We start from the raw sequence: 20635 nt of genomic DNA, 5'->3' as shown, positions 1-20635 counted from the left end.
GCACACCGGTGTTCGTGGGGAACACCGCGCGATACCGGTGTTCGACAGACGAACACCGGTGTTTCGCAGATCTGGTCGCGGCCACTGGACGGACGGGAGGCGCGGTGCGGGCCCGCACCGCGCCTCCCGTCCCGGACCGACGCGGGTCAGGCGGAGACGAGCTCCGGCGCACCCGAGGCCGCGCCCGCGCGGACCGCGCGGTTGACGGCGGAGACGATCGCCTTGAGCGACGCGGTCGCGATGTCGGCGTCGATCCCGACGCCCCACAGCCGCACGCCGTCGACGTCGAGCTCGACGTAGGACGCCGCCTGCGCGTCGCCCGAGGCGCTCATCGTGTGCTCCGAGTAGTCGTACAGCGTGACCGAGACGCCCTGGTCTGCCATCACGGACAGGAACGCGTCGATCGGGCCGGTGCCGACGGCTTCCGCGGTGACCGCACCCTCGTCGACGCGCATCGCGACCGACAGCTTGGTCGTGCCGTCGAAGTCGCTCGAGGTGGCGGTCTTCGTGATCTCGTACCGGCCCCACTTGTCGTCGTCGACGTGGGCGGGCAGGTACTCGTCGTGGAACAGGTCCCAGATCCGCTCCGAGGTGAACTCGCCACCCTCGGCGTCGGTGCGCTGCTGCACGACGCCGCTGAACTCGATCTGCAGCTTGCGGGGCAGGTCGAGCGCGTGGTCGGTCTTGAGCAGGTAGGCGACGCCGCCCTTGCCGGACTGCGAGTTGACGCGGATGACGGCCTCGTACGAACGCCCGATGTCCTTCGGGTCGACCGGCAGGTACGGCACCGCCCAGACGACGTCGTCGACGCCGACGCCCTCGGCGGCAGCACGGGCCTCGAGTGCTTCGAGGCCCTTCTTGATGGCGTCCTGGTGCGAGCCGCTGAAGGCCGTGTAGACCAGGTCCCCGGCCCACGGCTGGCGCTCCGGCACCGGCAGCTGGTTGCAGTACTCGACGGTGCGCTTGACCTGGTCGATGTCCGAGAAGTCGATCTGCGGGTCGATGCCCTGCGTGAACAGGTTCATCCCCAGCGCGACGAGGTCGACGTTGCCGGTCCGCTCGCCGTTGCCGAACAGGCAGCCCTCGATGCGGTCGGCGCCGGCCATGTAGCCGAGCTCCGCAGCGGCGACGGCGGTGCCCCGGTCGTTGTGCGGGTGCAGCGACAGGATGACGTCCTGGCGGTGGGCGAGGTTGCGGGACATCCACTCGATCGAGTCGGCGTAGACGTTCGGGGTCGCCATCTCGACGGTCGCGGGCAGGTTGATGATGACCTGGCGCTCGGGCGTCGGCTCGAAGACCTCGAGGACGGCGTTGCAGATCTGCACCGCGACCTCGAGCTCGGTGCCCGTGTAGGACTCCGGCGAGTACTCGTAGTAGACGGTCGTGTCGTGCTGCAGCCGGGCCTCGGCCGCCTTGCACATGTGCGCTCCGGCGACGGCGATGTCGACGACGCCCTGCACGTCGGTGCGGAACACGACCTCGCGCTGCACGATGCTCGTCGAGTTGTAGAGGTGCACGATGGCCTGCTTCGCGCCGTCGATCGCCTCGTACGTGCGGTCGATGAGGTGCTCGCGCGCCTGGGTCAGGACCTGGATCGTGACGTCGTCGGGGATCGCGCCCTCGTCGATCAGCGACCGGACGAAGTCGAAGTCGGTCTGCGAGGCACTGGGGAACCCGACCTCGATCTCCTTGTAGCCCATCCGGACGAGCAGGTCGAACATGGCCCGCTTGCGTTCGGCGTCCATCGGGTCGATGAGCGCCTGGTTGCCGTCACGCAGGTCGACGGCGCACCAGCGGGGCGCACGGTCGATCTGCTTGGTGGGCCAGGTGCGGTCGGGCAGGTCGACGGTGATCTGCTCGGAGAAGGGGACGTACTTGTGGATCGGCATCCCGGAGGGGCGCTGCGCGTTCTGCATCGGTTCGCTTTCGTCGGTGTGGTTGCGGTGCGGCCACGACGGACTCCGCGACGAGGTGGGCCGGTTGTCAGGCCTCGTCGCGGCGACGAAGGAGGAGGAGTGCCGAGTACATCGGGTTCACGCTAGCACCGGAGCGCCCGGGCGGTGCACCGTGTGACGGACGGACCACGTCACGGACGGGAGGCACGGCACCCGCTGGCACCGTGCCTCCCGTCCGGCCGCCGCCACCCCCACGGCCGCGGCGACCGGACCCGGTCGCCGTCACCCCCGCGGTGACGGCGACCTCACCGGCGGTCGCCACTCAGTCGACCGCCAGCGCCTCCGTCGGCGGTACGCGCATCGCGCGCCGCACCGGCGCCACGGTGGCGACGACCGCCAGGACCAGCGCCCCGACCACCACGATCGCGATCGTCGTCAGCGGCAGCACCGGCGTGGTGGCGCCGAGCGTGCCGAGGAGCGTCTGCCCGCCGAGCCACCCGTAGGCGGTGCCGAGCACGAGCCCGGTGACGACGGCGGCGACGACCATCTGGACGGCCTCGGTGACGATCATCCGCCGGACCTGCGCGCCGGTCAGTCCGAGGACACGGAGCAGGCCGAGCTCCCGGCGGCGCTGCAGCACGCCGAGGGCCAGCGCGTTGACGACCCCGACGGCCGCGATCACGGCCGAGAACCCGACGATGACGCTGACGACGGCGTCGAGCTGCACGAAGAAGCTGCGCTGTTCGGCGAGCATCGCGGGCGTGATGCCGCTCTGCCCGGACAGCGCGGACTCGGTGACGTGCTGCATGATCCCGAGTGCGACGGCGAAGGTGACGAGCAACGTGACGCCGATGACGAGCCCGATGGTGGCGCGGGCCGTGCGTGCCGGGGCGCGCATCGCGTTCCGGCCGGCGAGCAGGACCACGGGGTCGTGGGACCCGATCCGCCCGATCGCCTGCAGGACCGGCGGCATCACGATCGTGGCGCCGACCGCGACCCCGGCGAACGAGACGAAGCCGCCGAGTGCCGCGGGCAGGACCGCCAGGGGCGTCGCCGCGCTGAGGGCCAGTCCGACCAGGGCGAGCAGCGCTCCCGCGGCCATGAGCAGGATCGCCCAGACCTTCCGGGCGGTGCCGGTGCGGACGTCCTCGTGGCTCGGCTCGACGCTCGAGGACAGCGCCTGCAGCGGCGTGACGGTGAGGACGCGTCGGGAGCCGGCGGCGAAGGCACCCCAGGTGGCGAGGACGACGGCGACCACGGGCAGCACGAGCTCCCACGGCAGGAGCGTGTACGAGCGGTCGGGCAGGAAGCCGTTGCCGCGGAGCACGGCGACGAACACCGCGGCGAGCCCGGTGCCGACGACGGCGCCGATGAGCCCACCGAGCAGGCCGACGACGAGTCCGGTGCGGGTGATCCGGGCACGGAGCGAGGCACCGGTCGCGCCGACGAGCCGCTGCAGCGCGATCACGCGGGTCTGCCCGGCGATGAGCGTCGCGCACGTGTTCGCGGTGACGATCGCCCCGACGTACAGGGCGATGCCGAGGGCCAGCCAGCCGATCACCGACAGCACGGCCTTGACCGAGCTGATGTCGTCGAGGCCGGTGGCGGACATCGCCTCGGTGACGATGCCCGGGGCGATGACGAGCGCGGAGCCGAAGGTCGTGCCGAGGGCGGCGACCAGGATCGTCGGGGCGAACTGCCGGACGCCGTTCATGCTGCCGGTCACGCTGCCGCCTCCATGCCGAGCATCGTGGCGGAGATCTCGGCGGCACCCATCCGGGGCCGGTCGTCGACGACGCGGCCGTCGGCGAGGAACAGGATCCGGTCGGCGTTCGCGGCGGCGACCGGGTCGTGCGTCACCATGACGACGCTCTGACCCCACTCGTCGACGGCACCGCGGAGGATCGCGAGCACGTCCCGCCCGGTCCGCGAGTCGAGCGCCCCGGTCGGCTCGTCCGCGACGACGACGGCCGGACGCGAAGCGAGGGCGCGGGCGATGGCGACGCGCTGCTGCTGGCCGCCGGAGAGCTCGTGCGGCCGATGGGTCAGACGGTTCCCCAGGCCGAGCATCTCGACCAGCCGGTCGATCCAGGCGGTCTCCTCGCGGTCCGGCTTGTGCCCGCCGAGCAGGAACGGCAGCCGGATGTTCTCGCTGACGTCGAGCGTCGGCACGAGGTTGAACGACTGGAACACGAAGCCCAGCCGGCGGCGACGGAGTTCGGTGAGCTCCCGGTCGCCGAGCCCGGTGATGTCCGTGCCGTCGATCGTGATGCGACCGCCGGTGACCTGGTCGAGGCCGGCGGCGACGTGCATGAGCGTGGACTTGCCGGAACCGGACGGGCCCATCACCGCGGTGAACTCACCGGCGCCGATGTCGACGCTGACGTCGTCCAGCGCCGTCACCCGGCGCGCGGCGTCACCGTAGTGCTTGGAGACATGGTCGAGACGGATGATCGGAGCGTGGTTGGTCATGACTCCACGATCGCGTCCGGGAGGCCCGTCCCGCGTCCGCCGTCCGGCTCCGGTCCGTCATCCCCGCGATGGGCACCCCGCGTCGGGGTCCCCCGAGCGGATGAGGGTCAGTCGCCCTTGGTGACGAGGCCGTGCTCGTGCGCGAACACGACGAGCCGTACCCGGTCGCGCAGCTCGAGCTTCGTCAGGACCCGCGAGATGTGGGTCTTCACGGTCGCCTCGCTGACGTACTCGTGGGCGGCGATCTCGGCGTTGCTGAGCCCACGCGCGGCCAGGTCGAAGATCTCGCGCTCGCGCGGGGTCAGGCCCGCGAAGGCCGCGGGCACCGTCGAGCGCAGGTCTGCCGGGTCCTCGTAGCGGCGGAGGAGCTCGCGGGTGGCCGAGGCGGCGAACACCGTCGTGCCGGCGTGCACGGTCCGGATCGCGGCGAGCAGGAACTCCGGGTCGGCGTCCTTGAGCACGAACCCGCTCGCTCCGGCACGGATGGCCTTGGCGGCGGCCTCGTCGAAGTCGAACGTGGTGAGGACGAGCACCTTGGCGTCGGACCCGCTCGAGACGATGTCGGCGGTGGCGCTGATGCCGTCCTTGACGGGCATCCGGATGTCCATGAGCACGACGTCCGGGCGGTTCCGGCGGACCAGTTCGATGCCCTCGGCTCCGTCGCCGGCCTCCCCCACGAACTGCAGGTCCGGCTGGGACCCGATGAGCATCCGGATGCCGGTGCGGAACAGGGCCTGGTCGTCGACCAGGGCGACGCGGATGGGCGCTGCTGCGGGGGTGCTCGTGCTCGTGTCGGTCATCGCCTGCTCGTCATCAGTGGGTCGGGATCGTGGTGCGGGATCAGTGGGTCGGGATCGTGTTGCGGGGCATCTGCCCCGTCGACGGTTGCGCCGGCATCCGGACCGCCACCGCGAAGTCCTCGCCCCGGGGTCCGGCCGTCATGCTCCCGCCGGACATCGTGGCACGCTCCCGCATGCCGACCAGGCCGTGGCCGGTGCCGGGGCCGGGCCGGTCGTCCTCGGCGCGGCGGTTCACCACGTCGATCTCGACGGTGTCGGGCCGGTAGGTCAGGCGTGCCCGGACGGTGCTGCCGGGTGCGCCGTGCTTGTAGGCGTTCGTCAGGCTCTCCTGCACGATCCGGTAGACGGCGAGCTGCGTGGTGGTCGGCAGCGTCGACGGGTCACCCTCGCGCTCCACCTGCACCTCGAGTCCGACGTCACGCATCTGCCCGACGAGCCGCTCGATGTCGTCGACGTCGGGGGTCGGCGCGGTGCCCTGCTCGTGCCGGAGCGCCCCGAGCAGCTCGCGGACGTCCCCGAGGGCACGGCGGGCGGTCGCGCCGATCGTGTCGAGCGCCTCGTCGGCGACCGCGGGGTCAGCGCGGAGGGCGTAGCGCGCGCCGTCGGCCTGGGCGATCACGACCGCCAGCGAGTGCGCCACGATGTCGTGCATGTCCCGGGCGATCCGGACGCGTTCCTGCTCGATCGCGACGTTCCGGTCGGCCCGGGCGGCGTCGCGTTCGGCCAGCAGTTGGGCCTCCCGGCTCATCCGCGCCGACCGCCGGGCCCGGACGGCCAGGCCGGCGAGCCACGGCAGCAGCAGGACGGCCAGGACGACGACGAACCACATCGCGCCGTACTGGACGGCGCCCTTCACCGTCTCTTCGCCGCCGATCCCCCGGACACCGTAGATCTGGAAGCCGTAGAACACACCGGCGACGACTGCCCCGACGATCGCGGAGACGAGGCCCGCGATCCGGATGCGTCGGGTGCCGTAGACGCTCGTGGTGTAGAGCACACCGGGGATGAAGAGGTCGGCCACGTTGGTGGTCTGCAGCGTCACCATCTGCAGGACGGCACCGATCCAGGCGATCACGAGGGCCAGCCCCGGAGCGACCCGGCGGAGTGCGAGGGCCAGGGTGAGGACACCGGTCGTCACGAGGCTCCAGGGACCCTCGCCACCCTGCGCCCAGAGGACGGCGACCACGCCGCCGAGCAGCAGCGCCGTACCGATGTCGACGGCGAGCTGGGTGCGGAGGACGGGACGGAACACCACCCCACGGTACGGCGCACGGCCGCTCGGCGCGTCCGACCGTGGGATGACCCGGGTCAGAAGCCCAGGCGGCCGAGCTGCTTCGGGTCGCGCTGCCACTCCTTGGCGACCTTCACGCGGATGTTCAGGTAGACGTGACGACCGAGCAGGCCCTCGATCTCGAGCCGGGCGCGGGTACCGACGTCCTTGAGTCGGCCGCCCTTGTGCCCGATGACGATCGACTTCTGGCTGTCCCGCTCGACGAACAGGTTCGCGAAGATGCGCAGCGGACCGTTCGGGTCGTCGTCGGCGTCCGGCTCGACCATGTCCTCGATGACGACGGCGAGCGAGTGCGGCAGTTCGTCACGGACGCCCTCGAGTGCGGCTTCGCGGATCAGTTCGCCGATCCGCTCTTCGTCGGTCTCCTCGGTCACGGCGAGGTCGTCGTAGAGCTGCGGGGACTCCGGCAGCAGCGACACGACCTCGTCGATCAGGTCCTCGAGCTGCAGGCCCTCGGTGCCCGAGGTCGGGATGATCGCGTCCCACTCACGGAGGCGCGAGACCGCGAGCAGCTGCTCGGCGATCTTCTCCTTGCCCGAGCGGTCGATCTTCGTGACGATCGCGATCTTCTTCGCCCGGGGGTACTGGTCGAGCGTGTCGTTGATGAACCGGTCGCCCGGCCCGATCGGCTCGTTCGCCGGCACGCAGAAGCCGATCACGTCGACGTCACCGAGGGTGGACTGCACGAGGTCGTTCAGGCGCTCGCCCAGGAGCGTGCGCGGACGGTGCACGCCGGGGGTGTCGACGACGATGACCTGGCCGTGCGGGCGGTGCACGATGCCGCGGATGGCGCGTCGGGTGGTCTGCGGCTTCGACGAGGTGATCGCGACCTTCTGGCCGACCAGGGCGTTCGTCAGCGTCGACTTGCCGACGTTCGGGCGACCGACGAAGGAGACGAACCCCGCACGGTAGGGGGTCGTCGCCTCGGGGGCGGTGTCGGGTCCGGAGTCGGTCATGGCGTACGTGTTCCTGTCGTGGAGTGGTCGGAGTCGCCGAAGGCCTGCTCGGCGGACGCCAGGTCGGCGGTCCGCTCGGCGACCACGGTGATGAGGTGGCGTCGCTTGCCCTCGACGCGGTCCGCGATGAGCAGGACCCCGGAGACCGTGACGGTGTCCCCGGCGGAGGGCAGGTGACCGAGCTCCTTGGTGAGCAGGCCACCGGCGGTGTCGACGTCGTCGTCGTCGAGCTCGATGCCGAACAGGTCGCCGAGCTCGTCGATGGGCAGCCGGGCCGAGACGCGCCAGCGCCCGGGCTCGATCTCGGCTCGGTCGACCACGGCGCGGTCGTACTCGTCCGAGATGTCGCCGACGAGTTCCTCGATGAGGTCCTCCATCGTGACGAGACCCGCTACCCCGCCGTACTCGTCGACCACGAGCACCAGGTGGTTCTTCGCCAGCTGCATGTGACGCAGGGTCTCGTCGGCGGGCTTCGACTCCGGCAGGAACTCCGCCGGGCGGAGCATCGTGCGCACCGGGCGGGTGCCGACCTCGGGACGCTCGTAGAGGCCACGGGCCAGGTCGCGGAGGTACGCGACACCGAGGACGTCGTCGCTGTCACGGCCGATCACCGGCATCCGGGAGACACCGGTCGCCAGGAACTGCTCCATCACGGCGGCGATGGTGTCACCGGCGTCCGCGGTGACCATGTCGGTGCGGGGCACCATGACCTCGCGCACCAGGGTGTCACTGAACGCGAAGACCGAATGGATGAGCTCGCGGTCGTCGGCCTCGAGCACGTTGCTCTCGGTCGCCTCGTCGACCAGGGAGAGCAGCTGCTCTTCGCTCGAGACGCTCGAGGCACTGCGGACGCGTCCGGGCGTGACCCGGTCGCCGATCGCGACGAGCAGCCCCGCCAGCGGACCGAGCACGATGCGGACACCGCGGACCAGTCCCCCGGTGGCGGCGATGATGCCCTCGGCGTGGGCGCGTCCGACGCTGCGCGGGCTCGACCCGACGAGCACGAACGACACCGCGGTCATCACGGCCGCGGACACGATCAGGGCGACCCACCACGTGTCGAACACCGTCACGAGGGCGATGGTCACGAGCACCGCGGCAGCCGTCTCGGCCAGGACGCGGAAGAAGTTCAGGGCGTTGACGTGGGCGCCGGGGTCGTCCGCCAGGGCCTCGATCGCGCGACGGCGCTTGCTGCCGCGGGCGATCTCCTCGAGGTCGGCACGCGACAGGACCGACAGGGCGGAGTCGGCGGCCGCGAGCAGTCCGCCGAGGACGACCAGCAGGAACGCCACCGCGAGCAGACCGGCGACGAGCAGCACTGCGGTCACCGCCCCCGGCGCTGGGCGGCGAAGGCCGTCAGGATCTCGCCCTGCAGACCGAACATCTCGGCCTTCTCCTCCGGCTCCGCGTGGTCGAAGCCGAGCAGGTGCAGGATGCCGTGACACGTGAGCAGCAGGATCTCGTCGAGCGTCGAGTGCCCGGCGGTCTTCGCCTGTTCCTCGGCGACCTGCGGGCAGACCACGATGTCACCGAGCAACCCGGCGGGCGTCGGCTCGTCCTCGGTGCCCGGACGGAGCTCGTCCATCGGGAAGCTCAGCACGTCGGTGGGGCCGGGCTCGTCCATCCACCGGATGTGCAGCTGCTCCATCGCCCCCTCGTCGACGAAGACGATCGCGAGCTCCGCGTCGGCGTGCACGTGCATGGCGTCGAGCGCGAAGGCGGCGAGACGCTGCACGACGTCCTCGTCCACCGTCACACCGGACTCGTTGTTGAGCTCGATGCTCACCGGGTGCCTCCTCGGCGGTCGTCCTGCTGGTGGGGGCGCTTGGCGGCCTGCTCGACGAGACGTTCCTCGTCGTACACGGTGTACGCGTCGACGATCCGGCCGACCAGGGTGTGGCGGACGACGTCCTCGCTGCCGAGGCGGGCGAAGTGGATGTCGTCGACCTCGTCCAGGATCCGCGTCACCAGGCGCAGACCCGAGACGTTGCCCGGCAGGTCGACCTGGGTGATGTCGCCCGTGATGACCATCTTCGAGCCGAAGCCGAGCCGCGTCAGGAACATCTTCATCTGTTCCGGGGTGGTGTTCTGCGCCTCGTCGAGCACGACGAACGAGTCGTTGAGCGTGCGTCCGCGCATGTACGCCAGCGGGGCGACCTCGACCGTGCCGGCGGCCAGGAGCTTCGGGACCAGTTCGGGGTCCATCATCTCGTTGAGCGCGTCGTACAGCGGGCGGAGGTACGGGTCGATCTTGTCGGTCAGCGTGCCGGGCAGGAACCCGAGCCGCTCGCCAGCCTCGACCGCGGGACGGGTCAGGATGATGCGCGAGACCTCGCGTCGCTGCAGGGCCTGCACCGCCTTCGCCATCGCCAGGTACGTCTTGCCGGTACCGGCCGGGCCGATGCCGAACGTGATGGTGTTCTCGTCGATGGCGTCGACGTAGGCACGCTGGCCGTCGGTCTTCGGACGCACCGACTTGCCCCGGCTCGAGACGATCGGGGTACCGAACACGTTCGACGGGCTGCGCTCTTCGTCGATGATGCGCGCCGAGGTCGGGATGTCCGACTGGCCGATGTCCTGGCCACGGCGGACCATGCCGACGAGTTCGTCGACCAGGGCCCGAGCACGCGTGACGTCGCGCTCCGGTCCGGCCAGCGTGACCTGGTTGCCGCGGACCAGGACCCGGACCGCGGGGTACTGGCGTTCGACGGTCTTGAGCAGGCGGTCCTGCGGTCCGAGCAACTGCACCATCGCGATGCCGTCGACGGTGAGTTCGGAGGTCGAGACGGGCTCCGAGGCCGACTGCGGCTCGGTGGTGGCTGGTTCGTCAGCTGGCAAGGGTGCCTTCCTGCAGGTCTCCTGCGAGTACGTGCGCGTGCACGTGGAACACGGTCTGACCGGCGGCTTCGCCGGTGTTGAACACGAGTCGGAACTGTCCGCCGGCGCGCTCGTCGGCGATGCGCTGGGCGGTCTGGACGACGTGCGCGAGCAGATCGGGGTCGGCGGCTGCGAGCTCGCCGACGTTCGCGTACGCCTGGGTCTTCGGCACGACCAGCACGTGGACGGGTGCTTTGGGGGCGATGTCCTCGAAGGCGATGACGCGGTCGTCCTCGGCGACGATGGTCGCCGGGATCTCGCGCGCGACGATCTTCGTGAAGACACTGGGCTCGGTGCTGGTCATGGGCACCATCGTAGAACGCGCGACCGACGCCGCGCCTTCCCCGTCCACTCCGATGCTCCGATCCACGCCGGACCGGCTCACCAGCGGCCGAGGCGGGCCTGCAGGACGGCCAGCGCCGCAGGTCCGGCGGTCGAGGTCCGGAGCACGGTGTCGCCGAGCCGGACCCGGACCGCGCCGGCCGCCTCGAGCCGCTCGAGCTCGGACGGCTCGATGCCGCCCTCGGGTCCGACCACCAGGGCGATCTCGTCGACGTCCGTCGGTGGCTCCCAGGTGGCGAGCCGCACCGAGGCGGTCGGTTCGAGCAGGACCAGCTGGCGGCGTGCCTCCTGGCCGTCCCCCACCGGTGCCGCTCCCGCGCCGCCGGCGAGCTGCGCCGTCGTCACCGGGGCGACGACGTCCGGGACCCGCGCGCGGACGGCCTGCTTCGCGGCCTCCTGCGCGATCGACGCCCACCGGGCGCGACCCTTCTCGACCTTCGGGCCGTCCCAGCGCGAGACGCTGCGCGCCGCGGACCACGGCACGACCCGGTCGACACCGATCTCGGTCGCGGCCTGCACCGCCATCTCGTCACGGCCGCCCTTGGCGAGCGCCTGCACCAGGGTCAGCGACGGACGCGGCGCCGGCTCGACGCCGACGGACGCGACGGTCAGCAGGAGCGAGTCCTTGCCGACCGACGCGACCGTGCCGGCGACGACCGTGCCGCGGCCGTCCGAGAGCCGGAGCTGCTCACCGACGCGGACCCGCGACACCGTGACGGCGTGGCGACCCTCGGCGCCGTCGAGCGACACCTGGCCGCCCACCGTCACGTCGTCGAGGGTGTCGACGAGGTAGAGCGAAGCCATCAGAAGTTGAAGAACCGGTCGCGGAGCTTGCCGAACATGCCCTGCTGGAAGCGGGACAGCTGCGGGGCACCGGCCTTGTGGGACTTCGCGAGCTGCTCGACCAGCTGCCGTTCCTTGTGCGAGAGCTTGCTGGGCGTGACGACCTGGATGCCGACCTTGAGGTCACCGCGACCGGAGCCGCGCAGCTTCGTGACGCCGCGGTCCTTGATGACCAGGACGTCGGCGCTCTGCACGCCGGGGCGGAGTTCGAGTTCGACCGGACCGTCGAGCCCGTCGATCGTCGTCGTGGCGCCGAGGATCGCGTCGGTCATCGGGACCTCGAGCGTGGCGAGCAGGTCGTCGCCGTCACGGCTGAAGACGTCGTGGTGGCGCACCCGGACCTCGAGGTACAGGTCGCCGGCCGGACCGCCGGCGGGGCCGACCTCGCCCTGACCGGGCATCTGCAGGCGGAGGCCCGAGTCGACGCCGGCGGGCACGTCGACCGGCACGGTGCGACGGGCACGGACGCGACCCTGGCCCTGGCAGGTCGGGCACGGGTTCGGGATGACGGTGCCGTAACCGCGGCAGGTGCCGCACGGGGCGCTCGTCACGACGTTGCCGAGCAGCGAGCGGACCTGGCGCTGGATGTGGCCGGAGCCACCGCAGATGTCACACGTCTGCGGGCTCGTGCCGGGTGCGCAGCAGGAGCCGCCGCACGTGTCGCAGAGCACCGCGGTGTCGACCTCGAGGTCCTTGTGCGTGCCGAAGACGACCTCGTCGAGGTCGACCTCGAGCCGGAGCAGGGCGTCGCCGCCGCGCTCGGCACGGCTGCGCGGACCGGTCCCCCGGCCGCCACCGCCACCCCCGCCGCCGAAGAAGGCGTCGAAGATGTCGCTGAACCCGCCGGCACCGGCGCCGAACCCACCGTCCTGGGGGCCGGCGTCGAAGCGACGGCGCTGTTCCGGGTCGCTGAGGACGTCGTACGCGTGCGTGACGTCCTTGAAGCGCTCGGCGGCGTCGGGGCTCGGGTTCACGTCCGGGTGCAGTTCGCGAGCGAGCCGCCGGTACGCCTTCTTGATGTCGGCGTCGGAGGCGTCGCGCGGGACGCCGAGGACGTCGTAGTGGTCTGCCAAGTGTTCCTCAGGGGGTGCGTGGGTGGACGGGGTGGAGGGGTGTCCGGCGGTCAGTTCTCGCCGAGCAGCCGGGACAGGTAACGGGCGACCGCACGGACCGCGGCCATGTTCGTGCCGTAGTCCATCCTGGTCGGACCGAGGACGCCCAGTCGGGCGATCTCACCGCGCGCGGCCAGGTAGCCGCCGGCGACGATGCTCGTGGCGTCGAGACCGTACTCGGCGTTCTCACGCCCGATGCTCGCCGCCACCGCGATGTCGTCGACCTGCATCTCGCCGAACAACCGGAGCAGGGTGACCTGTTCCTCGATCGCCTCGAGCACGGGGAAGAGGCCGCCGGAGAAGTCCTGCTCGCTCTTCGCCAGGTTCGCGGCACCGGCCATCAGCAGGCGGTCCTGCCGGTTGGCGGCGACCTGTTCGACCAGGCTCGCGACCACGACGCCGGCGAGCGGCTGCACCGCGGGCCGGAGCTGACCGGGGATCTCGCGGAGGGCCCGCGGGGCGTCCTGCAGCAGCAGGCCCACGGTCGCGCCGTTGACCAGGGTGCGGAGTTCGGAGAGCGCGGACTCGTCGAAGGGGACGTCGGTCTCGATGACCCGCTGCTCGACCCGGGCGGTGTCGGTGATGAGGACCACCATCAACCGGGTGTCGGCGAGCCGGACGAGTTCGACGTGCTGGACGCGGGCGTGGCCCATCGTCGGGTACTGCACGAGGGCGACCTGGTTCGTCAGCTGACTGAGCAGCCGGACGGTGCGGGTGAGGACGTCGTCGAGGTCGTTCGAGGCGCCGAGGAAGGTCTCGATCGCCTGGCGCTGCGCCCCCGAGAGCGGTCGGGCGGCGGCCAGGTGGTCGACGAACACCCGGTAGCCCTTGTCGGTGGGGACCCGGCCGGACGAGGTGTGCGGGGCGATGATGAGCTGCTCGTCCTCGAGCTGGGCCATGTCGTTGCGGATCGTCGCGGCGCTGACCCCGAACGCGTGGCGTTCGACGATGGTCTTCGAGCCGACGGGTTCGCGGGAGGCCACGTAGTCGCGCACGATGGCCTTGAGGACCTCGAGGCTCCGTTCGCTGACCATCGGTTCCCTCCGCTCGTGTCGATCCGTATCCGCTGGCACTCTCACCTGCCGAGTGCTGATCCTACGCCCGACCGCCGACGGGACGGGACTTCTCCACGGGTGTCTCGGTACGCTGCGGGCATGAGCGACGGACACGGACCCGGCGGCGGGCAGTACCCGGGAGGCCAGTACCCCGGTGGGCAGTACAGCGGCGGAAAGCAGCCCGGGGACCAGTACCCGTCCGGCTACCGACCCCCGCAGCCGATGAGCCCCGAGGACCAGCGCCTCTGGGCGACGCTGACGCACGTCGGCGGGATCTTCTCCAACGTCCTGGTGCCGGTCATCGCCTACTTCGTCCTGCGCGACCGCGGGAACTTCGTCCGCGAGCACACTCGTGCGGCGCTGAACTTCCACATCACGATGGCGATCGCCTACTTCGCCGGCGTCCTGACCTCGGTGCTCGGCATCGGGATCCTGGTCATCGCGGCCACCGGGATCGTGTCGATCGTGTTCGGCGTCCTGGCCGCCCTCGCGGCGAACCAGGGGCAGTTCTACCGCTACCCGCTCTCGATCGAGTTCCTCAAGCAGTAGGAGCACGTGCAGGAGGGAGCACGGCCACCAGGCACCGTCCGCACGTCCGCCCCATCCGCTCAGTCGAGCAGGTCCCGCACCACGGCATCGGCGAGCAGGCGGCCCGACAGCGTCAGCTCCAGCGTCCCGCCGAGCGCCGCCCGACCGTCCACGAGACCACGTGCGATGAGGCCGGCGACGCGACCACGGGCCTCCCGGCGGAGCTCGTCGATCCGCAGCTCACCGCGGACGCGGGCGGCGAGCAGGACCCGCTCGACGTAGCGCGTCTCGTCGTCCAGGGTCTCGCGGCCGGCAGCCGGGGACACGTCCTGCAGCACCTTGCCCGCGTAGGCGGCCGGGTGCTTGACGTTCCACCAGCGGGTGCCGGCGACCGCCGAGTGCGCGCCCGGGCCGATGCCCCACCAGTCGTGGCCCTTCCAGTAGGACAGGTTGTGCCGGCTGGCGTGCTCGGGGCCGCGCGACCAGTTCGAGACCTCGTACCAGTCGTACCCGGCGTCGCCGAGGACCTGGTCGGCGAGCTCGTACATGTCGGCGGCCAGGTCGTCGTCCGGCGCCGGCAGCTCACCGCGGGACACGGCACGACCCATCGCGGTGCCGTCCTCGACGATGAGCGAGTACGCGGACACGTGGTCCGGGGCGCAGGCGATCGCCGCGTCGAGCGAGGTGCGCCAGTCGTCGAGCGACTCCCCCGGCGTCGAGTAGATGAGGTCCAGGCTGACGTCGAGGCCCTGCTGCTTCGCCAGGTCCACCACGACCGGCACCCGCTCGGGGTCGTGGGTGCGGTCGAGGGTCGCGAGGACGTGCGGCACCGCGGACTGCATGCCGTAGCTCATCCGCGTGAACCCGGCACGCTGCAGCGTCGCGATCGAGTCCGCGTCGACGGAGTCCGGGTTCGCCTCGGTCGTGACCTCGGCCCCGGGCAGGATCCCCCAGGTGTCGTCGATCGCCCGGAGGATCATCGCCAGGTCGGACGCCGGCAGCATCGTCGGGGTGCCGCCGCCGAAGAACACCGTCGACACGGGGCGGCGCGGGACGCCGGAGCGTTCGAGCACCTGGTCGGCGAACGCGATCTCCCGCAGGGCGTGGCCGGCGTAGTCGTCACGCCGGACCCCGCGCAGCTCGGACGCCGTGTACGTGTTGAAGTCGCAGTAGCCGCAGCGCACCCGGCAGAAGGGCACGTGCACGTAGACGCCGAACGGGACGTCGCCCGCTCCGGGTGCCGGTGCGACCAGTCCGTCCGACGGAGCGGGATCGGCGATCGGGAGAGCACTCGGCATGGAGACCATTGTCCGTCATCATGGACGGCATGGAGCACCAGCCGGTCACCACCACGGTACTCTGGGACATCGACGGCACCCTCGTGCGCAACGCCGCGTCTCCGGGGAACCTGTACCACCTGGCGCTCGAACGGGCGCTCGGCCGCGACCTCCCGCAGCTCGTCGGTCACCAGCACGGTCGGACCGACGCCGGCATCATCGTCGAGCACGTCCGCGCCCACCGGCTCGACGACGGCCTGGTCCCGACCGTCAGCGGCCACCTCCGCGACCTGTCCGAGGAACGGCACCGGTCCGGCGACCGCCGCACTCCCGCCCCGGGTGCCCTCGCACTGGTCCGGCGCTTCGCCGACCTCGGGTGGCGGAACGGCCTGCTGACCGGTAACTCCGCCTACCGCGCCCGCGTCAAGCTGCTCGGCGCCGGCTTCGACGTGGACGTCTTCGACTGGGAGCACTCGTACTTCGGGGACACCGAGGTCGAGCGGGCCGGCGTCACCGCCGTCGCGGCTGCGGCGCTGTCCGGGTCCCGGGCGGTCATCGTCGGCGACACCCCGCGGGACGGCGAGGCCGCCGACGCGGTGGGGATCCCGTTCGTCGCGGTCGCGACCGGCGCGTACGACGTGGCGGCGCTGCGGGCGACGAGCGCCGTGGCCGTCGCGCGGGACTGCGTCCAGGACGCGAGACTCATCGAGGAGGCGATCGCGGGGCTGGCGCCGCTCGGTTGAGCAGGCCGGCGGGCGCGCGGCTGCCTGACGGGCCCGGGGCTGCCTGACGGGCGCGCGGCTGCCTGACGGGCGCGCGGCTGCCTGTCGGGCGCGAGGCGGGCCTCCCGTCCGGGAGGCACGTGACCGGCCACGGGGACCGGTCACGCCGTCGGGTCAGTCGCCGCGCAGGGCGGCGAGGTACTTCTCCGCCATCACCCGCTGCTGGCGGCGCAGCAGCGGCGCGACGAAGCGCCACTTGCGACTGGCCGGCTGCGAGAACTGGCGGACCTGCAGCCAGACCGAGCCGTCCGGCGTGCGCTCGACGACGAAGGACTCCTCGCCCGAGAGCGGGTGGCCGTCGAGCGTGCCGTACGCGAAGCCCTTGCGGTCGCGCTCGTCGATGATCGCGACGACCCGGACCGGTGCCTGCACCGTCTGCCCGAAGGCGTGCATCGTCAGCGTCGCCGTGGTGCCCGCCGTGATGAGCGGGGTGCCGTCTGGCGTGGTCTTCTCGACCCGGGGCGTGCCGATCGAAGCCGGCGCGATCGGGACGCCCTGCTCGTCGAAGGTCACCGGGTTGTAGCGGACCTCGTCGTCCTCGGGCGTGTCCTCGACGTGCACGCCCATGCCGCTGCGCTCCTGGATCTGCCAGGTGAGTGCCTGCAGGACGGCGGTCTCGAACCGCTGGTCGCCGTGCCCGATGCGTGCGCGGGACTCGGCGGGCACGAAGCCCTCCGGCGGGTAGGTCATCAGGTCGGACGCCTGCGTCGCCCCGACGGCACCGTAGGTCAGCGCCGTGCGGTGCTGGTGTCCGCGGCTCACTTCTTCTTCTCTTCCACGTCACCGGAGAGGGCGGCGATGAAGGCCTCCTGCGGGACCTCGACCCGGCCGATCGTCTTCATGCGCTTCTTGCCCTCCTTCTGCTTCTCGAGGAGCTTGCGCTTGCGGGTGATGTCACCGCCGTAGCACTTCGCCAGGACGTCCTTGCGCATCGCGCGGATGCTCTCGCGGGCGATGATGCGGGCGCCGATCGCGGCCTGGATCGGGACCTCGAACTGCTGGCGCGGGATGAGCTTGCGCAGGCGCTCGGTCATCAGCGTGCCGTACGCGTACGCCTTCTCGCGGTGCACGATCGCGCTGAACGCATCGACCTGGTCGCCCTGCAGCAGGATGTCGACCTTGACGAGGTCGGCTGCCTGGTCGCCCGTGGGCTCGTAGTCCAGGCTGGCGTAGCCCTGGGTCTTGCTCTTCAACTGGTCGAAGAAGTCGAACACGATCTCGCCGAGGGGCATCTCGTAGCGGATCTCGACGCGGTCCTCGCCGAGGTACTCCATGCCGAGCAGGGAACCGCGGCGCTGCTGGCAGAGCTCCATGATCGCGCCGACGTAGTCCTTCGGCGCCAGGATCGCGGCGCGGACCATCGGCTCGCGGACCTCGAGGATGCGGCCGGTCGGGAACTCGGACGGGTTCGTGACCTCGGTGACCTCGTTGTCCTCGGTCGTGACCGCGTAGACCACGCTCGGGGCGGTGGTGATGAGGTCGAGGGCGAATTCGCGCGACAGCCGCTCGGTGATGATCTCGAGGTGCAGCAGGCCGAGGAAGCCACAGCGGAAGCCGAAGCCCAGCGCCACGGAGGTCTCGGGCTCGTAGACGAGCGCGGCGTCGGAGAGCTTGAGCTTGTCGAGCGCTTCGCGGAGCACCGGGTAGTCGCTGCCGTCGATCGGGTACAGGCCCGAGAAGACCATCGGCTTCGGGTCCGTGTAGCCGGGCAGGGCCTGGGTCGCCGGACGCAGTGCGCTTGTCACCGTGTCGCCGACCTTCGACTGGCGGACGTCCTTCACACCGGTGATGAGGTACCCGACCTCGCCGACCGAGAGGCCCTTCGTCGGGGTCGGCTCGGGGCTCGACACCCCGATCTCGAGGATCTCGTGCGTCGACTTGGTCGACATCATCTGGACCTTCTCGCGCGGCTTGATCGAGCCGTCGATCATGCGCACGTAGGTGACGACACCGCGGTAGCTGTCGTAGACCGAGTCGAAGATCATCGCGCGGGGTGCGGCGTCGACGGTGCCGACCGGGGCCGGCACGGTGCGGACGACGCGGTCGAGCAGTTCGGCGACACCCTCGCCGGTCTTGCCGGAGACGCGGAGGACGTCCTCCGGCTTGCCGCCGATGAGCTGCGCGAGCTCGGCGGCGTACTTCTCCGGCTCGGCTGCAGGCAGGTCGATCTTGTTGAGGACCGGGATGATCTCGAGGTCGTTCTCGAGAGCCAGGTACAGGTTCGCGAGTGTCTGCGCCTCGATGCCCTGCGCGGCGTCGACGAGCAGGATCGCGCCCTCGCACGCGGCCAGGGAGCGGGAGACCTCGTACGAGAAGTCGACGTGCCCGGGGGTGTCGATCATGTTCAGCGCGAAGGTCTCACCGTCGAGCTCCCACGGCATGCGGACGGCCTGCGACTTGATGGTGATGCCGCGCTCGCGCTCAATGTCCATCCGGTCCAGGTACTGCGCGCGCATCGCCCGGTCCTCGACGATGCCGGTGATCGAGAGCATGCGGTCGGCCAGCGTGGACTTGCCGTGGTCGATGTGCGCGATGATGCAGAAGTTGCGGATCGCGGCGGCCGGCGTCGAGGCGGGCTCGAGCGGCGCAGATGCTTGTGGGCTCACGGTTCCTCGGGGTGGGTCGGACGGTCCGTCGATTGTCCCATGCTCACGCCTCGGCGGCGCGCACCGGGCGGGCGGACCCTGGTCAGGCGTCCGTCGCTGGGGCGTCCGTCGCGTGGGTTCCGGCGGTGGGGACCGGCAGCGCGCCGAGTCCGTGACGCAGGTCCTCGGCCGACGCCGCCAGGCAGACCCGGATCCAGCCCTCACCGGTCCGGCCGAACGCACTGCCCGGCGCGACCGCCACCCGTTCGCGCTGGAGGAACGCCAGGGCCCACTCGGCGACGTCGCCCTGGGTGGCGTGCGAGACGTCGATCCACAGGTAGAACGCACCCTGCGGGTCGTTGTAGCGGATGCCGGCGGCGTCCAGGACCCCGGTCGCGATCTCGAGGTTCTCGCGGTAGTGCTCGCGGGCGTCCTGCACCGACGAGTGGTCGCCGACGATCGCCGCGAGGGCCGCCCACTGGTCGGGCTCGGCGACGCAGCTGATGATCGACTCCTGCACGGTCCGCATCGTCGGTCCGAGGCCCTTCGGCGTGACGAGGTAGCCGACCCGCACCCCGGTCATCGCGTACGTCTTGCTCAGCGAGAACGCCGAGAAGACCCGGTCGTCCTCGTCGAGGGACGCCAGGCTGACGTGCCGGGTGCCGTAGGTGAAGTACTCGTAGACCTCGTCGCTGATCACCCACAGGTCGTGGCGCTTCGCCAGTGCCAACAGGTCCCGCAGCGTCTGCTCGCCGAAGACGGTACCGAGGGGGTTGGACGGGGAGTTCACGATGATGGCGCGCGTATGGTCGGTGATCCGCGCCTCCAGGGCCGCGAGGTCGGGCTCGAACCCGTGCGCCGGCGACAGCTGGTACGGCACCGGGTCCGCACCGATGATGTGGGCGTTCATCGTGAAGGTCGTGTAGCCGGGGTCCGGCACCAGGACCTCGTCGCCGGGCGAGAGCACGAGCGTCATCGCCGTGAACAGCGCCTGGGTCGCACCGACCGTGACCCAGATCTGCTCGAGGTCCGCCTCGACGCGGTTCTCGCGGCGGAGCTTGTCCTGGATCGCGTGCCGCAGCTGCGGGATGCCGCCGTTCGGCCCGTAGTCGGTGCGGTCCTCGGCCCAGGCGCGACGTGCGGCGTCACCGATGTGCTTCGCGACCGGGACGTCCTGTTCACCGATCACGAGCATCGTCACGTCGTCGAGCAGGGCTGCCTGTTCGAACACCCGGCGGATGCCCGACGGCGGGACGGTGTCGATGCGGGGTGCGAGGGACGGCATGTCGACACCGTATCCGCTCGTGTTCCGGCACCGGACTCGGCGCCACGCTGACCGTGTCGGGCTTTGGTCCGGACGGGTCGGCCTGGTAACGTTTGTCGCTGGCTTACGCGTTCCGTCGCCCACGGGTGGAACGCGATGCGACGAAGGGCCCCTCTACCCGGGATCGCAACCACCCGTCCGAGACGAAACCAGGAGCAACACGCATGGCGAACATCAAGTCGCAGCTCAAGCGCATCAAGACCAACCAGAAGGCCACCGACCGCAACAAGGCGTACAAGTCGGAGCTCAAGACGTACATCCGCCACACCAACGAGGCGATCGCCACGGGCGACAAGGACAAGGCCGTTGCCGCCCTGTCGCTCGCGGCGAAGAAGCTCGACAAGGCCGTGAGCAAGGGTGTCATCCACAAGAACCAGGCCGCGAACCGCAAGTCGGCCATCGCGAAGAAGGTCTCGGCTCTCTGAGTCCCGACCTGCTGCCTCAGTTCTGAGGCGCTGACGAAGGCCCCGCACCGATGGTGCGGGGCCTTCGTCGT

General features: G+C 71.0%; 20 protein-coding genes. 3 read left to right on the top strand and 17 right to left on the bottom strand.

What is annotated here, in order from left to right; all coding sequences use genetic code 11:
* Positions 1–146: 146 nt before the first annotated feature.
* From leuA to hrcA, 13 genes are all read right to left on the bottom strand, one after another.
* Positions 147–1916 (bottom strand): 2-isopropylmalate synthase, encoded by a 1770-nt coding sequence (gene leuA / locus QL987_RS14615; RefSeq protein WP_253462744.1) that lies wholly within the window; start codon positions 1914–1916, stop codon positions 147–149.
* Positions 1917–2217: 301 nt separating this feature from the next.
* A complete protein-coding gene (locus QL987_RS14610) occupies positions 2218–3621 on the bottom strand; it encodes an ABC transporter permease (RefSeq protein ID WP_253462742.1) in 1404 nt (467 codons plus the stop codon).
* On the bottom strand, positions 3618–4367 hold the full coding sequence (locus QL987_RS14605; RefSeq protein ID WP_290158322.1) for an ABC transporter ATP-binding protein: 750 nt from the start codon (positions 4365–4367) through the stop codon (positions 3618–3620). The genes QL987_RS14610 and QL987_RS14605 overlap by 4 nt, the downstream gene beginning before the upstream one ends.
* A gap of 107 nt (positions 4368–4474) precedes the next feature.
* Positions 4475–5167, bottom strand: a complete 693-nt coding sequence (locus tag QL987_RS14600) for a response regulator transcription factor (RefSeq protein ID WP_290158321.1) — start codon at positions 5165–5167, stop codon at positions 4475–4477.
* Positions 5168–5207: 40 nt separating this feature from the next.
* The gene (locus tag QL987_RS14595; RefSeq protein WP_290158320.1) at positions 5208–6419 is read right to left on the bottom strand and encodes a histidine kinase; all 1212 of its coding nucleotides are present in this window, start codon (positions 6417–6419) and stop codon (positions 5208–5210) included.
* Between the two features lie 56 nt (positions 6420–6475).
* A complete protein-coding gene (gene era / locus QL987_RS14590; protein WP_290158319.1) occupies positions 6476–7414 on the bottom strand; it encodes a GTPase Era in 939 nt (312 codons plus the stop codon).
* Positions 7411–8742: a hemolysin family protein gene (locus QL987_RS14585; protein WP_308118770.1), complete on the bottom strand. Its 1332-nt coding sequence runs from the start codon at positions 8740–8742 to the stop codon at positions 7411–7413. Before QL987_RS14585 ends, era begins: the two co-directional genes overlap by 4 nt.
* On the bottom strand, positions 8739–9200 hold the full coding sequence (gene ybeY / locus QL987_RS14580; protein WP_111076098.1) for an rRNA maturation RNase YbeY: 462 nt from the start codon (positions 9198–9200) through the stop codon (positions 8739–8741). Before ybeY ends, QL987_RS14585 begins: the two co-directional genes overlap by 4 nt.
* Positions 9197–10165, bottom strand: coding sequence for a PhoH family protein (locus tag QL987_RS14575; protein ID WP_258376792.1), 969 nt, complete (start codon positions 10163–10165; stop codon positions 9197–9199). The genes ybeY and QL987_RS14575 overlap by 4 nt, the downstream gene beginning before the upstream one ends.
* A 76-nt stretch (positions 10166–10241) precedes the next feature.
* A complete protein-coding gene (locus QL987_RS14570; RefSeq protein ID WP_111076100.1) occupies positions 10242–10595 on the bottom strand; it encodes a histidine triad nucleotide-binding protein in 354 nt (117 codons plus the stop codon).
* A 77-nt stretch (positions 10596–10672) separates the two neighbouring features.
* Positions 10673–11437, bottom strand: a complete 765-nt coding sequence (locus QL987_RS14565; protein ID WP_290158318.1) for a 16S rRNA (uracil(1498)-N(3))-methyltransferase — start codon at positions 11435–11437, stop codon at positions 10673–10675.
* On the bottom strand, positions 11437–12549 hold the full coding sequence (gene dnaJ, locus QL987_RS14560; protein WP_111076102.1) for a molecular chaperone DnaJ: 1113 nt from the start codon (positions 12547–12549) through the stop codon (positions 11437–11439). The genes QL987_RS14565 and dnaJ overlap by 1 nt, the downstream gene beginning before the upstream one ends.
* 50 nt (positions 12550–12599) lie before the next feature.
* Positions 12600–13622 carry a heat-inducible transcriptional repressor HrcA gene (gene hrcA / locus QL987_RS14555; protein ID WP_111076103.1) on the bottom strand — a complete coding sequence of 341 codons (1023 nt, stop codon included), beginning with the start codon at positions 13620–13622 and terminating at the stop codon, positions 12600–12602.
* A gap of 120 nt (positions 13623–13742) precedes the next feature.
* Between hrcA and QL987_RS14550 the strand changes: the two genes are divergently transcribed.
* Positions 13743–14192, top strand: a complete 450-nt coding sequence (locus QL987_RS14550; RefSeq protein WP_290158317.1) for a DUF4870 domain-containing protein — start codon at positions 13743–13745, stop codon at positions 14190–14192.
* 59 nt (positions 14193–14251) lie between these two features.
* Here the strand turns inward: QL987_RS14550 and hemW are convergent, their stop codons facing one another.
* Positions 14252–15469, bottom strand: coding sequence for a radical SAM family heme chaperone HemW (gene hemW, locus QL987_RS14545; RefSeq protein WP_290158316.1), 1218 nt, complete (start codon positions 15467–15469; stop codon positions 14252–14254).
* Between the two features lie 29 nt (positions 15470–15498).
* On the opposite strand from hemW, the gene QL987_RS14540 reads away from it, so the two are divergent.
* Positions 15499–16191 (top strand): HAD family hydrolase, encoded by a 693-nt coding sequence (locus tag QL987_RS14540; RefSeq protein WP_290158315.1) that lies wholly within the window; start codon positions 15499–15501, stop codon positions 16189–16191.
* 153 nt (positions 16192–16344) lie between these two features.
* Here QL987_RS14540 and QL987_RS14535 read toward each other — a convergent pair whose 3' ends face one another.
* The 3 genes from QL987_RS14535 to QL987_RS14525 all read right to left on the bottom strand — a co-directional run bounded on the left by QL987_RS14535 (position 16345) and on the right by QL987_RS14525 (position 20100).
* Positions 16345–16992 carry a DUF1990 domain-containing protein gene (locus tag QL987_RS14535; protein WP_290158314.1) on the bottom strand — a complete coding sequence of 216 codons (648 nt, stop codon included), beginning with the start codon at positions 16990–16992 and terminating at the stop codon, positions 16345–16347.
* Positions 16989–18836 (bottom strand): translation elongation factor 4, encoded by a 1848-nt coding sequence (gene lepA / locus QL987_RS14530; RefSeq protein WP_111076106.1) that lies wholly within the window; start codon positions 18834–18836, stop codon positions 16989–16991. Before lepA ends, QL987_RS14535 begins: the two co-directional genes overlap by 4 nt.
* An 82-nt stretch (positions 18837–18918) precedes the next feature.
* On the bottom strand, positions 18919–20100 hold the full coding sequence (locus QL987_RS14525) for an aminotransferase class I/II-fold pyridoxal phosphate-dependent enzyme (protein ID WP_290158313.1): 1182 nt from the start codon (positions 20098–20100) through the stop codon (positions 18919–18921).
* Positions 20101–20303: 203 nt separating this feature from the next.
* Here QL987_RS14525 and rpsT point away from each other — a divergent pair, with 203 nt between their 5' ends.
* Positions 20304–20564, top strand: a complete 261-nt coding sequence (gene rpsT, locus QL987_RS14520) for a 30S ribosomal protein S20 (protein WP_111076108.1) — start codon at positions 20304–20306, stop codon at positions 20562–20564.
* The last annotated feature ends 71 nt before the right edge of the window (positions 20565–20635 follow it).

The sequence above is a fragment of the Curtobacterium sp. APC 4022 genome (assembly GCF_030407555.1).
GTDB lineage: Bacteria > Actinomycetota > Actinomycetes > Actinomycetales > Microbacteriaceae > Curtobacterium.
This window is presented reverse-complemented; position numbering and strand designations above follow the sequence as displayed.

Excerpts from the sequence above, each read along its gene's own strand:
- QL987_RS14600 (WP_290158321.1), bottom strand. The coding sequence starts at position 5,167 with ATGACCGACACGAGCACGAGCACCCCCGCAGCAGCGCCCATCCGCGTC.
- leuA (WP_253462744.1), bottom strand. The coding sequence starts at position 1,916 with ATGCAGAACGCGCAGCGCCCCTCCGGGATGCCGATCCACAAGTACGTC.
- hrcA (WP_111076103.1), bottom strand. The coding sequence starts at position 13,622 with ATGGTCAGCGAACGGAGCCTCGAGGTCCTCAAGGCCATCGTGCGCGAC.
- era (WP_290158319.1), bottom strand. The coding sequence starts at position 7,414 with ATGACCGACTCCGGACCCGACACCGCCCCCGAGGCGACGACCCCCTAC.
- rpsT (WP_111076108.1), top strand. The coding sequence starts at position 20,304 with ATGGCGAACATCAAGTCGCAGCTCAAGCGCATCAAGACCAACCAGAAG.
- QL987_RS14525 (WP_290158313.1), bottom strand. The coding sequence starts at position 20,100 with ATGCCGTCCCTCGCACCCCGCATCGACACCGTCCCGCCGTCGGGCATC.
- QL987_RS14605 (WP_290158322.1), bottom strand. The coding sequence starts at position 4,367 with ATGACCAACCACGCTCCGATCATCCGTCTCGACCATGTCTCCAAGCAC.
- QL987_RS14565 (WP_290158318.1), bottom strand. The coding sequence starts at position 11,437 with ATGGCTTCGCTCTACCTCGTCGACACCCTCGACGACGTGACGGTGGGC.
- QL987_RS14575 (WP_258376792.1), bottom strand. The coding sequence starts at position 10,165 with ATGGTGCAGTTGCTCGGACCGCAGGACCGCCTGCTCAAGACCGTCGAA.
- QL987_RS14550 (WP_290158317.1), top strand. The coding sequence starts at position 13,743 with ATGAGCGACGGACACGGACCCGGCGGCGGGCAGTACCCGGGAGGCCAG.
- QL987_RS14540 (WP_290158315.1), top strand. The coding sequence starts at position 15,499 with ATGGAGCACCAGCCGGTCACCACCACGGTACTCTGGGACATCGACGGC.
- QL987_RS14570 (WP_111076100.1), bottom strand. The coding sequence starts at position 10,595 with ATGACCAGCACCGAGCCCAGTGTCTTCACGAAGATCGTCGCGCGCGAG.
- hemW (WP_290158316.1), bottom strand. The coding sequence starts at position 15,469 with ATGCCGAGTGCTCTCCCGATCGCCGATCCCGCTCCGTCGGACGGACTG.